Annotated in this window: 10 protein-coding genes; 5 read left to right on the top strand and 5 right to left on the bottom strand. The window is 63.1% G+C overall.

Annotation, left to right across the window (positions count from 1 at the left end; all coding sequences use genetic code 11):
- Positions 1-138: 138 nt before the first annotated feature.
- On the bottom strand, positions 139-567 hold the full coding sequence (locus tag IC50_RS00100; protein ID WP_035699107.1) for a DUF2267 domain-containing protein: 429 nt from the start codon (positions 565-567) through the stop codon (positions 139-141).
- A gap of 171 nt (positions 568-738) precedes the next feature.
- Between IC50_RS00100 and IC50_RS00095 the strand changes: the two genes are divergently transcribed.
- Positions 739-1,305, top strand: a complete 567-nt coding sequence (locus tag IC50_RS00095; protein ID WP_035699105.1) for an HPF/RaiA family ribosome-associated protein — start codon at positions 739-741, stop codon at positions 1,303-1,305.
- Between the two features lie 30 nt (positions 1,306-1,335).
- On the top strand, positions 1,336-2,364 hold the full coding sequence (locus IC50_RS00090; RefSeq protein ID WP_244429487.1) for a ribose-phosphate diphosphokinase: 1,029 nt from the start codon (positions 1,336-1,338) through the stop codon (positions 2,362-2,364).
- Positions 2,365-2,371: 7 nt separating this feature from the next.
- Here the strand turns inward: IC50_RS00090 and IC50_RS00085 are convergent, their stop codons facing one another.
- A complete protein-coding gene (locus IC50_RS00085; RefSeq protein ID WP_050990838.1) occupies positions 2,372-3,448 on the bottom strand; it encodes a hypothetical protein in 1,077 nt (358 codons plus the stop codon).
- A 101-nt stretch (positions 3,449-3,549) separates the two neighbouring features.
- Between IC50_RS00085 and IC50_RS00080 the strand changes: the two genes are divergently transcribed.
- Positions 3,550-4,215, top strand: coding sequence for a phosphoribosyltransferase (locus IC50_RS00080; RefSeq protein WP_035699102.1), 666 nt, complete (start codon positions 3,550-3,552; stop codon positions 4,213-4,215).
- A 228-nt stretch (positions 4,216-4,443) separates the two neighbouring features.
- Here IC50_RS00080 and IC50_RS00075 read toward each other — a convergent pair whose 3' ends face one another.
- From IC50_RS00075 to IC50_RS00065, 3 genes are read right to left on the bottom strand one after another with little or no spacing between them, the layout of a single operon-like run.
- The gene (locus tag IC50_RS00075; RefSeq protein ID WP_035699100.1) at positions 4,444-5,763 is read right to left on the bottom strand and encodes a hypothetical protein; all 1,320 of its coding nucleotides are present in this window, start codon (positions 5,761-5,763) and stop codon (positions 4,444-4,446) included.
- A gap of 18 nt (positions 5,764-5,781) precedes the next feature.
- On the bottom strand, positions 5,782-7,314 hold the full coding sequence (locus IC50_RS00070; RefSeq protein ID WP_035699098.1) for a CHAT domain-containing protein: 1,533 nt from the start codon (positions 7,312-7,314) through the stop codon (positions 5,782-5,784).
- The gene (locus IC50_RS00065) at positions 7,311-10,214 is read right to left on the bottom strand and encodes a PAS domain-containing protein (RefSeq protein WP_081492311.1); all 2,904 of its coding nucleotides are present in this window, start codon (positions 10,212-10,214) and stop codon (positions 7,311-7,313) included. Before IC50_RS00065 ends, IC50_RS00070 begins: the two co-directional genes overlap by 4 nt.
- A gap of 1,046 nt (positions 10,215-11,260) precedes the next feature.
- On the opposite strand from IC50_RS00065, the gene IC50_RS00060 reads away from it, so the two are divergent.
- A complete protein-coding gene (locus tag IC50_RS00060) occupies positions 11,261-11,713 on the top strand; it encodes a DUF2231 domain-containing protein (RefSeq protein WP_035699096.1) in 453 nt (150 codons plus the stop codon).
- Positions 11,710-12,753: PQQ-dependent sugar dehydrogenase (locus tag IC50_RS00055; RefSeq protein WP_035699095.1), on the top strand; the 1,044-nt coding region annotated here is incomplete at its 3' end. The genes IC50_RS00060 and IC50_RS00055, both read left to right, overlap by 4 nt.

Here is a 12,753-nt window from a genome sequence, read left to right as displayed (position 1 = left end):
GCTCGAGCCGCTGCCGTGCGCAAACGCGACCAGGCCACGAGGATTTTCCGGCAATGTCAGCGTTCCTGCGAGCCCTGGCGGCGAAATGAGAGCGTCGAACGATTGCTCGCGTTTCATGAAACCGCCCTCCGGGTCCGGTCAGCCCTGTAGATTCTTGAGCGGCGCCGGAAGATGGGCCATCAGCTTCTCGAATTCGCCGGGATCCAGCTTCTCCCACAGCACTTCGTAAACGCCGCGGGCTGCGGCGAGCGCACTCATTGGGAACTGCGGCGGAAGCTCCCTGGCGACATGTAGCGCAAATTCCTCGATATGCCGTTCCTTCGTCGGCGTCGCCGCCATGTGCCAGCCTTCGTAGTAGATGCCGCGCACCATGATCGGCAGCTGAGCCCCGAGCTTGACGGCGACTTCCGGCGGCAGCCGATCGCGCAAGGCGTGCAGGACGGCTCGCAATGCATTGTAGGCCTGATGACGGTTCTCCAGCGCCAGCTGCTCGTCGATGGCCTTGAGCCAAACATTCGTTTCCTGGACCGAATGGTCCAGCGCGGTCACACCCGTGGACGTGCTCATGATGTTTCTCCCGGATCAGAGACAGATCATGAATTATTTGCAGGCTCGGGCTGGACTGCTTTGACGTGCCGCAAAGTTCCATGGATTGCCGGATTGGATCGCATTGATTTCGCGCAAAGCCGTGGGCACGCCGTGTGCTCAGATCGACCGCCTGACAGGAGGAGCCCAACCATGCAAACCCCGGCCCAGATTGAATTCGAGCACGTGACGCCGTCGGCGAAGCTGCAGGCCGCGATCGACGGGCACATTGCCGAGTTGGAGAAGCGCTACGGTCGGGCGACAGCGGGCCGGATCATCGTGCGAGGCCCCGGCGATCGTCACAAGACGGGCGGTCAATACCAGGTCAGCATCCGGCTGTCCCTTCCCGAAGGACGCGAAGTCAATGTCGGGCGGACGCCAAAGGAGGACGAGCGGTACGCCGATCTGACCTTTGCGGTGGACGATGCATTCAAGCGTGCGCGGCGGCAGCTGCAGGACCAGGTGCGCGTGATGCATGGCCAGATCAAGCTCCACGAAGGTGAGCCGGTGGGGACGGTTGTGCGTATCGACCCCAGCGGCGAGTTCGGCTTTCTGGAAGGGGCCGACGGCCAGGAGATCTACTTCAATTGCAACAGTGTCGTGGAGGGCCGCGCGGACGTCGCCGTCGGCTCGCGTGTCAGCTTCGTTGAGGAGCTCGGAGTGAAGGGGCCCCAGGCCAGCACGGTCAGAGTTCTGAACAAGCACGGCTTGCGGGCATAGGTGCTCCATCACTGAATTGTGGGAGTGCCCATGATGGATAGTAGCTGGATGCCTCGGACCGCATTGGCGCGGAGCGATCGGCTGCGCCTGTTCGCCCTGGACGGCAGCACGGAGTTGGGCGAGCACGTCGCGACGTCGCTGGGCTGCAAGCTGGCCGCTCACGAGGAGCGCAGCTTCGAAGACGGCGAACACAAGGTCCGTCCGCTCGATACGGTGGCCGGTTGCGATGTCTACGTGATTCACAGTCTTTACGGTGGCCCCGTCGAGAGCCCGAATGACAAGCTTTGTCGCCTGCTGTTCTTGATCGGCGCGCTGAAGGACGCGGGCGCCACCAGCGTGACCGCGGTCACGCCATATCTCTGCTATGCGCGAAAGGATCGCCGGACGAAGGAAAATGATCCCGTGACCATCCGTTACCTGGCGTCCCTGTTCGAGGCGGTCGGTACGAGCAGAATCGTGACGCTGGATGTGCATAACGAAGCGGCCTTCGAGAACGCCTTTCGCTGTCCTTCCGTTGCACTGACGACGGCGCCGCTGCTGATCGAAGGGATCAGGTCGATCGCGGGCGACAGGCCGATCAGCGTCGTGTCCCCGGATCTGGGTGGTGGAAAGCGAGCCGATCTGTTGCGCGAGGCTCTCGAGAAGGCGTTGCAGAGGCCGATAGGCAAGGCCTTCGTCGAGAAGCATCGCAGCTCGGGCCGGGTGTCCGGTGACCTGTTTGCCGGTAACGTGACTGATGCATTCTGTGTCGTGGTCGACGACCTGATCAGCAGCGGAGGAACCCTGGTCCGTGCGGCAAAGGCGGCGCGGGCGCATGGCGCAACAACCGTCGTTGCGTGCGTTGCCCACGGTTTGTTCATGCCGGGGGCCGAGACGGCACTTGCGGACGCGTCGATCGATCGCATCATCGCCACAGACACCGTTCCGCCATTCAGGCTTCCTCCCGGGCCGGTGCTCGCCAAGCTCGAGGTGATCCCGGCGGCTCCGCTGCTGGCCGAGGCCATCAGACGGCTGCATCAGAACGAGTCCCTGGCTGATCTGTTGATGTACCAGGCTTGACGGAGCCTCACTCCATTTCTCGGGCGAGCAGCCGTTCGAGCTGCCTTGCGTCGGCTTCCGCGAGGGCGAGATAGGCGCGCGCGAGGCGGGGCCATTTCTCGGGCGTGCGGGGCTGCGCATCGGACAAATGCGCGATGGACAGGCGTGCTCTCAGCATCGCGCGACCAATTCGATAGAACAGGAATACGCCGCTCGCGGGGTCATCGTGCAGCGTGCGTGCCAGCCGCCGACGGATCGCGTCACCGAACCATCGGCCGCAGAGCCTCTCGCATTCCAGGTGCAGAAAAGCGATCTCGTCCAATGCATCGCTGGCCCGCAAACGGGAATTGAACTCGAGACAGTCGATGATGGGATAGGGAGGCGTCAGCCAGATGTGCTCCGGTCTCAAGTCGCCGTGACCATCGACGACGAACCTTCGCGAGACCCGTTCGATGAGTGTTCGAGCATTTCGTTCGAGAAACCGCCGTTGAACGGACGCAACACGCGAGATCGTGCCATGGGGCAGGCCGAAGCTTCTTTTCAGGAGAGTTCGCCAATCGAGCACGGCGGCTTCGTGGAGCGAAGCCAGGTAAGTCTCTGGTTCGATCAGGACCCGCGCGGCATGCGAATAGAAGCGGGCGAGAACCGCCGCGAGCTGCTCGGCATCGGCGCTGCGAGCCCTGCCGCTGCGGAGCATGGCTTCGAGCGTTTCATTCTCGTTCAGCCGGCGCATCACGACAAGCCAGTCAGCGACGGGACCGTGGCCGCCGATCGCGTAGCCCGAGGCGCTTTCGGTCAGCGGCACGACGCCCAGATAGACGTCAGGGGCGAGCCGGCGGTTGAGGCTGTCTTCCGCCAGGCACGCGGCCCTGCGGCGAGCCGGCGTCGAGAAGTCGAGATAGGGAAAGCGCACCGGCTTCTTGAGCTTGTAGACCCGCGCGCCATTCATGAAGACCCAGGACATGTGGGTCTCGCGCGCCTGAAGGCGATCGGGAGCCGGGCTGTAGCTCTCGGGCTGGCCCAGAAAGGCGACCTTGCGGGCCAGGGCAGAGACGCTGTCGTTCTCGGCTTCCTCGATCGAAAGGTCATTCTGACGCTCCAGCATGACAACCTATTGCCAAACGAAGAGCGATACGGTTTGACGCTGATCAACGATCCTGGCCGCCTGCGCAATAGTCTGTTTCAAATTCACGCGGATCCGCCGATATGTTGTTTCAAGACAGAGACGATGCCGGCCGTCAGTTGGCCGCAGCTTTGGTGAAGTACAAGGGCCGCCATCCTGTCGTCCTGGCACTGCCGCGCGGCGGCGTTCCCGTGGCGGCGGAGGTGGCCGGTCGGCTGCAGGCGGCTCTTGATTTGGTTCTGGTGCGCAAGATTGGCGTGCCCATGCAGCCGGAACTTGCGATGGGCGCGGTCGTGGACGGGGAGCAGCCCGTCATCGTTCGCAACCAGGACATCATCGATTTGACCGGCGTGAGCGAGGAGACGTTCGAGGCCATCTGCAAGGAGGAGCTTGTCGAGATCGACAGGCGGCGCAAACGCTATCTGGGCAATCGCGCACGGTCGGACGTCAAGGGGCAGGTCGCGATCATCGTCGACGACGGCATTGCGACGGGCGCGACGACGCTCGCAGCGATCCGGGCGCTGCGAAAGCGGGGGCCAAAGGAATTGATCCTCGCCGTACCGGTGGCCCCCCTCGAGACGCTGCAGAAGCTGCACGGAGAGGTCGATGCAATCGTTTGCCTGGATACGCCGCGGGACTTCGGCGCGATCGGCTACTATTATCGGGATTTCAGCCAGGTCAGCGATGATGAAGTCATTGCAATCCTGAAGCGGTTCCCGGCCGGGAAGACGGCCGCACGGGCCCCGTGAGCTTCCGCGTGCATCCAGTCCTTCGACGGCGACAATAAGCGATTTGGTGTCGATCACGCGCCCCGCGGATGGCTCGGGCCATCCGACGTGATCAATACGCTGCCGCTATCCAGTCTGCGAAGACTGCTGAAAGCGCCATGACGATTCATCCTGATCGCATCGCGCTGTACGTTGTTGTTTAAGCATGATCTTTTCGGAAAACCGCTGCGCACTTTTCCGGACCATGCTTTAGTGCAGCACGGCGCGTGTCAATGCCAGGCTGGCAGTTTCCAGTGCCAGGTTGGCCGCTTCAAGCTTGTTGTCGCGATCGGCCTCCGACAGATCAAACAAGTTGTCAGGCAGGTCTTCGGGCAGCCCTGCGGCTCGAACCGCCGCGGCGATGGCGGCAAAATCCTGCATCGTCGTTGGTGTACCCGCGGGGGCCTTGCGCTCCGTTCTGAGCGCCTGGCCCAATCCTCCCCGCGCAGCGGCAATCAGACGGCCGACCTTGGGGGTCGAGGCCTTTCGCTCGCGCTCCCACAGAATGGTTCCCGCGTCGAACTTTTCGCCTGCGGCAAACTGGTTCTTGAATGAGGATTCCAGCTTCTGTCGCGCGGCGAGGTAGATTTGCGTGAGCGAGAAGCGATCGCGTGCGACAAGGGCGGGGGAAGCGAAGATTTCCTGCTGCAGCTTGATCATCAAATCATCCGCGACCGGCGAGCGTTGTCCCTGTGATTTGATGATCTCCTGCTCGACCTGCTCGTAGCGCTTGTGAAACGGCAGATGCGAAACGAAGGCGAGGTCTTCGCTGGCGAGCGTCTCCAGATGGCCGAATTCCAGCAACAGATAGTCGACATTCTCCAGCGGCCTGGCCGCAGCGCCGTCACCCTGGTAGACGATACCGTCTCGCACCGACAATGCGCCGTCGATTCCTTCGCTTGAAGCGGCGAGCAAATAGTGACCGCTCTGGCGCAGTGGATCGCCGTCCAGCCTGGCGAAGCGCGTTTCGACCCCGCCGGAGCCCAGCAGCGTCTGCAGTTTTCCGGTCAGATCTCCGGCCATGCGAACGGGTGCTGCGAGACCTTCTCCGCCGACCGCTTTGGCCGCCTCTGCCGCGAAGCCGAGCAGTCCGCTTGCGACGGAATCGTCCTTGAAGTGACACAGCGAGGAATAGAGCGTGAGGCCTTGTCCCCGCACCGGCAGATGGCGCACCAGTTCCATGTCATGGATTGCGAGATTTCGGCCCGCATCGCGCGGTGCGTTGGCGCCAAGGCCGCTCCGGATCATCTCCGCGCCGATCACAAACGGCATCGTCCGAGCCGCATCTCCCGCTCCCTCGCGCAGGAAGCACGTGCACATCGGCAGGTAGTCATTGAGGAGAGCGCCAGCCTCGGCCAGGCGAAGCTCTCGAATCCGAATGGTGACGTAGCTGCGCTCCGGGATGAACGAGCTTGAGGGCGGCTCGCCCGGCGCCGCGACAGGCGTATAGATCTGACGCAGGCGCGGTCTGGTCCTGAGTCCCTCCCAGGTGCCGCTGATCCACTCAGCAATGCCGTTCAGCGTGGTCATGCCGTCACTCCTCCGATGTCAGTCTGCCGCCAGCGCAACGGCGCTGACCCAGGCAGGGTCCTCCGGCAATTGTGCCTTCTGGCAAGCGGCCCGATAGGCGCCGGCCACCGACTTCCTCTCGCGCAGATGTGCGTCGTAGAAGCCGCTAACGAAGTCCGGGATGCGCTTTGCCACGACCTTCCAGCGGAAACCGACGAGGCTGCAGCCTTTGGCCAGATGCAGGTGTTCCGCGGCAGAGATCGAAGCGCTCTGGCAGGCGGCGAGAAACACGACCCGGACATTGTCGGGCAACCATCCCGCGAGTTCTCTGACCTCGAGCAGGTCGGCATCCTTGGCGGCCTCGTCGGGCCGAGGCGGGACGGCGGGCAATATCAACCGCGTCTCGGTCTGACGTTGGCTGATCCCGTGGCCGGCAAAGTGCAGGATGTCGATGGCGGTGTCTTCGTCTGTCGGCTCGCAGAGACGGCGCTCCAGAGCGTTCCGAAAGCTTCTTGCCTTCTTGACGCCGCGCGCCTCACACCTCTCGTTGAAGCCTTCGAGTGTGAGTTCCTCGAGTGTGCAAAGGTCGCGGTCGCGGAGGTCTTCCAATCGCTCTCGCTGCGCGTCGGTGCTGTCCCGGATCGAGGGCAGCCACCTCCGTGCGGGATTGTCGTCGCCCAGAATGGAGAACTCGCCCTCTGCCGATCCGGCATTCACGAACAGAATATGCGGAAGGTGGTCGCCGTTTGCGGGACGCTTCTTGATGTGCAATGCGCGGCGAGCCATCGGACGGAGATTACAGAGGAATCCGTCGGGACGGTCGTTGACGGCAAGTGCGATGAGTTCGAGCGGCAAGGCAAAGCGACGCTGAAACTGCATCGGCTCCATATCGAATCGAAACTCGACGGACTCGTTTGGCTCGTTGCTGATGAGCGCCTTTCCGATCGGGCCGAACAGGGCGTTGAAGGCGTTGCAGCCGCTCGACTTGTAGCTTCGCCAGGTTTTGCGAAGGTCGCCGATCTCGGAAGGTTCGAGATCATCGATGACCATGGCCTCGAGCGTCGCTTTCGAGTCCGCATCGGTGAGCAGGGGACGATCGCGGATCACGGAAATGCCGTTCTCTTCGACACTGAGTGTCACGGCATCCCCGGTAAAGGTGACGATGGCCCTGAAATTCCGCGCCTTTGGCGCAGAAGATGCGACCTCCAGAGACCGGTTCAGCCGCTCCCAGGGGTCCAGTCCGCCGTCCATCCCTGCACAAGTGTTCCATGTCCAGACGCGTGGATTGCGCACCGCCTCGACTTCGTATTCTGAACCGGGCGCACGGAGCATCACCACAGAGCCAAACCTGGCGTCCAAAGCGGAAAAGCGCTCCAGAAATGTGCGTACGCCGTTGTCCCCCTGCCGGCCTACGCCAGTCTCGGGATCGATCAGCGCGACGTCCGGCACTCTCGTCTCGAGATACTGTGTCGCGACGTCGACATTGGCGAGGGTCCTGAAGTTCGCTCCCTCGACGTTCTCCTGCACCATCAATTGCATGGTTGGATCGTTGCAAATGAACAAGACGTTCACGGCGATGCCTCCGTGTCGTGTGCAAGCGGTACATGTATCTGGAAGCCGGCTGTCGTACGCTCCAGCCCGCCGCCATGGGCCAACAAGACTGCCCGCACGCTGTCTTGGGCGTCTGCGGCGGCCTCCAGGGCCGCGGCACGCACGGCGTCCTCCGGCTTCGCGGATTGCTCGATCTCCGCTCCCGACAATTCGATCTCAGCCTGCAGACTCAGATGGCGAAGCTTGATGCTTATGGGGCTCGTGTCGCGTGAGAGCATATAGCCGAGCAATGTGCGAAGTGCATAGGCCAGCCGGCCTCGATCGCCGCTGACTTCGGCCTCGCTGGCGGTGTCCAGCCGTAGCCGGTCGCGGTCAGTCCCCGGAAGCGTATCGCAGAGTTCGTCCAACAGCGCCTTGAGCGGGACGATGCGCTCCTCTCTCTTCGGATCGCGCAGCGCTCCTTGTGCTTCGGCGAGTCGCTCGAAGGTGATGTCGGCCTTTGCGATGCCCTCGCGCACTTGCTTAGCCAACGGTGCGATCGTGTCCTGCAGCGAGACGTGCCCAAGCTGTTTGGCCAGCGTGGCGGCCAGCAGAAGCGGCGCACGCACCTGACGGGCCACTTCCTGCACGGTCTCGGCGATGTAACGTGTCTCGACGTTGTAGGTCTGGCGATCGGCGCCGCTGAGCAGCCAGATGATGTCGGACGTCCTTGTCATGTCCTCGAGCCGCCTGACGTGCGTTTCCACACCTTTGCCGCCCTTCGGTCCAATGCTCAGCTTTGCCTCGGTCTGGTGCGGGCCGGGAAGGCCGGCGTCGTTCGGTCCATGCACGAACTCGATGAGACGATGGTCTCGTCTGTCGAAATACAACGGCGGGAGGCCGAGAAGCTCGCGCGCACGTGGGTTGGCGCGCAGGATCACGCCGGCGTCGTCGGTGATCAGAACGGCTTTGTCGATCAGGTCGATCAGGCGTTCGTTCAGCTTGTATTCGCGCAACTGCGAGATGCGCGCGGCCAGACCCTTGACCAGGGGGGCAATATGATCCCCGTCCTCCTCGATAAAGGCATTGGGCTGGCGGGAGACCGTATCCAGAACCCAGCGTGTGCGGCCATTGATCGTAATGGCGATCGTCAGCGCCGAGCGTGGCTTCTCGCCGACCGAACGGAACCAGTGCGGCGGTCGTCCGGCATCGTCGAGTTTGGTCACGTCGCTCGCAACGAGCACGCCGGTGTTGCCGCGCCGCGCGTTACGGATGGCGGCGCCGAGCATTCCCGATTCAAGAGCACGGGCCTCGTCGAATTCCTCGCCTGGCCGCGGGTCGTAGAGCGGCTGTGTATAGTTCTTCGGGATTGCCAGCGGATGCTCGGCTTCATTTTCAGTTTCCGGGAATTGGGCGAAAAGCTGCAGCTCTTCCGCATCCGCGTGCGGATCTGCGTCCCGCGAAGGCATCGTCTCGGCTCCCTCCGGATGATGCGCGATGAAGGCCGCCGCATGGTCCCAGCCAAAATGCCTGACCAGCTCGCGCAGCAATATGAGCACCGCATCCGGTACCGTCTCGGCGGCCTCGATGTTGGCGACGAGGGTCCTTTGCGCGGCCTCCGCCTCGCGTCTGGCGCGTCGGAGCATCATGAGCAGAAGGGTGTCGAGGCCGAGGCGATCGAGCACGGCGAGTGGATCGCGAGGCAATTCCTCTTCATCATCGTAGCCGGACCCGGCCGTTCCTGCCTCGCTCAGGACCTCGAAGCGCCTTGGCTGCGTCGAAGCCAACGTCAGAACGGCCTCTGTGCGGCCGTTCGGCCGAATTGGAACGATGGCAAAGGACTCCAGCGGCTTGCCGCCGGGCCGGACCTCCCGCAGGAGCTTCAACAGGGGCTCGTCGTGGCGATCGGGATTCGATTTCATCCACTTCGTAAGTTCTTCGCGATAGGGACCGGCGTCGAACTGCGCGAGCTCTTCCCTGGACATGCGCCACCACATGCGCGGCCAGTGATTCGGTGGCTCGGGGTGCATCAGGATGGGGCGTATCCATTCGGCGCTGCCGGAGACCTCGCTGATGATCGCGAGGTCATGCGGCAGGACGTCCCTCAACAGGTCGAGCATTCGGCGGGTTCGGTCTCGCCAGGTCGGGCCATGCGGGCCATCGGGCTTCGGGGCCGATCCACCCTTCGCCGTTTCAAGGGCCGCCTCTCGCAATGCGACGCGCAACGCATTGATGATGCCCTCGCGGATGACGATCTGCACGCCGCGTAAAGTGCTGCCGTCCAGAAATTCAGGAAGCAAGGTCAGTCGCGGCTCCGAGTGCACCTTGTGCGTGCCGATCAGCACGGCGGCACCGCTTGTAAGCCTGATTGAGCGCGACGTCTTGGTGTCGAGCACTTCGCCCAGCTTGACAACGAACTCGTCCCGGAAGCGCTCGGGGAGCAGGTCCACAAAGCGCTGTCCGACCAGTTCAGTCATGCTCCAGAGGCGGAGCGCCGCAGGGTTGGCGAAATCGACCCGACCGTCGAGTCCAAGCCGGACCACCCCGTAAGGTGTCCGCTCGAATTTCTGCTGCTCCGCGGCCTGCAGGGCATCGAGGCTGATGATCAACACCAACAGTCCGTCCGCCAGTCGCACAGGCTGCGCCAGGACGAGCGTCGGCATGGTTGCGGTATAGAGCAGAGCCGGCAGTGGCTTGGGCCTGTCGGACCGGGCTGCGTCGATCAATGTCTCGAACGGGATCGAGAGCGCGGTGTCGAGCGACACACCTGGCTTGATGGTGGTTGCGAGATTGTATGGCGACAGATCGGCGTCACCAACTCGTCCATCAGGTCCGAGTAGAAGGTAAGGCAGCTGGAGGGCGCGTAGCGCAGAATGGCCGGCGCCTGCGGAGGCTCGCGCGTTCGCGGCAATGGATGGATCCGCCGTCGTGGACGTGGACATGAGCGTGCCTCCGCCTCTGTCGGGGCTTTCGGCTCGCGTTTCACGAACTCACGGTCGGAACCATGACGCTGAACCAATAATTCCCGACGCTTTCAGGGTACAACGTCTCCGGGTTCAACGATGTGAAGTGCTTCACACGCCAAGCGTGCGATGGTCTGGCTGCACCCGCTCCATTGCCGGCCTTTCCCGACGTCGCAACCATCGCACGGCAGAGCAGTGGGCATGTGCTGGGAGGGAAACGTCGCGTCAGGTTGATCGGGGACGCGCACCGTCGCGGCGACCAGCTCGCAGGAGATGAGTCAACAACTCTTACCCGTCGAGCGATGGGCCCGATAGCGAGGAGGCGTCAGGGAGACGCGCTGCCTTCGCGTACGTTGTTCGAAACGATCAGGTGATCAGGAAGCGGGTCACCTTCGCTGCTCCGGATACTGCCTGGCTCAGCTTTGATTTTGAAATATTCTGGAAACGACAACCACCCCTGCGGGTTGCTTGTCCGCATTCTCACCGGCAGGAGCCTTGGGGCGCGTCTGGCTCGTCGGCGATCCGGCGACGCCGGGTTGTCCCGGAGGGGCGGGGCGGCAATCGCGACTTTCTGCATCTGGTACGACAAACGTGGTCTGCATGAATCGCTCCCAGTTTTGATCTCTTGCGAACGTTGTCACAAACAACAAAACCGCCAGGTGGATGCGCAGTTAACAATCCCTCATTTCATGGACCGCCATACGGCTTTGTGTCGGGCCGCGTTCCTCGGGTTCAACGGACTGTTGCCTTTGGTGAGCCGGTCACGCGTTCTTGTAGTAAGCCGGCAAGGCGCCGATGGCCAAGGCCGCCTTGTCCTGGCGCATAGCGGGCGAAGCCGGAAGTATCGACCTTGGTCGCGGCTTCCTCGCAAGGAGTCCGTGTACGCGTCGCGCGGACGTTCAATCCGCCGGAGTGAGCACTGTCGCAAACCCGAGCCGGTCGCATCATCCGCATGTGCCAGGAACCATCGCTCCAAGCGGGAGTTGGCTGCTGAGACAGGGGAGACATCTCACACGAGGGCCATCGTGCAAGAAGACGTGCGTGTGCGCGCCACCGCGCAGATTGCGGGACATCCGGTTCATCCGATGCTGGTGCCGATTCCGATCGTGTGTTTCATCGGGGCGCTGCTGACCGACATCGCTTATGTCGTCAGCGCCGAGATCATGTGGGCAGATTTTTCGGCGTGGCTTCTGCTCGTCGGCGTCATCTTTGGCGTGCTGGCGGCCATCGCGGGCCTCACCGATTTCCTCGGTAACCGGCTGGTGCGGGCGCAGGCGCCGGCCTGGCCACACCTGATCGGCAATGCGGTGGTGCTGATCCTGGCGATCTTCAATACGATGATCCACATGCGCGATGCCTGGACATCGGTGTGGCCGACCGGGCTCGTTCTGTCCGCGATCACTGTGCTCATCCTGCCGATCACGGGCTGGCTTGGCTGGGCCATGGTCTATCGCCACGGCGTGGGAGTTGCGCGATGAAGTTCTTGCTTGTCCGCGCGCTGCTGTGTTCGTCGCTGCTGTCTCTGGCCGGCTGCAATGACGGCAGCGGCGATCCCAGGGCGCAAGTGGGCGTCAACCCGACGCTCCCCGACATCCAGCAATATCTGCTGCCGCCGATCCACATCGCCCGCATCGTCGGCTGGAAGAAGGATGAGGCACCGACGGTTGCGCAGGGCTTGCAGGCCAAGGCCTTCGCCACAGGCTTGCAGCACCCGCGCTCGCTCTACGTGCTGGCCAATGGCGACGTACTGGTGGTGGAATCCAAGGCGCCGAAGGGCGCCCCGATCAAGCGGCCAAAAGAGATCGTGATGGGCTTCGTCGAGTCCTGGGCGACCTCGGGCGGCGATACCGGCGCGAGCAACCGCATCACGCTGCTGCGCGACAGCAATGGCGACGGCGTGCCCGAGACGCAAAGCGTCTTCCTCGACCATCTCAACTCGCCGTTCGGCGTCGCGCTGGTCGGCAACGATCTCTATGTCGCAAACACCGATGCGATCGTGAGATATCCCTACACCGAGGGCGACACGAAGATCACGGCGCCCGGGACGGTGTTGACGCCGCTGCCGGGCGGACCGATCGATCACCATTGGACCAAGAGCCTGGTCGCGAGCCCCGACGGTTCAAAACTCTATGCCGGCGTTGGCTCCAACAGCAACATCACCGAGAACGGCATGGAGGCCGAGCACAACCGCGCCGCGATCCTCGAGGTCGACCGTGCCAGCGGCCGCTGGCGCGTGTTCGCAAGCGGCCTGCGCAATCCAAACGGGCTGACTTTCGAGCCGCAGACCGGCGCGCTATGGACGGTGGTGAACGAGCGCGACGAGCTCGGTCCCGATCTCGTGCCCGACTACATGACATCGGTGAAGGATGGCGGCTTCTACGGCTGGCCCTACAGCTATTACGGCCAGCACGTCGACCCTCGCGTCGAGCCGCAGCGGCCGGATCTCGTCGCCAAGGCGATCGTGCCCGATTATGCGCTGAGCTCGCATGTCGCCCCGCTCGGGCTTGCCTTCAACACC

Origin of the sequence: Bradyrhizobium genomosp. I (2014) (assembly GCF_000261685.1) — a bacterium.
Taxonomy (GTDB): Bacteria; Pseudomonadota; Alphaproteobacteria; order Rhizobiales; family Xanthobacteraceae; genus Bradyrhizobium.
This window is presented reverse-complemented; position numbering and strand designations above follow the sequence as displayed.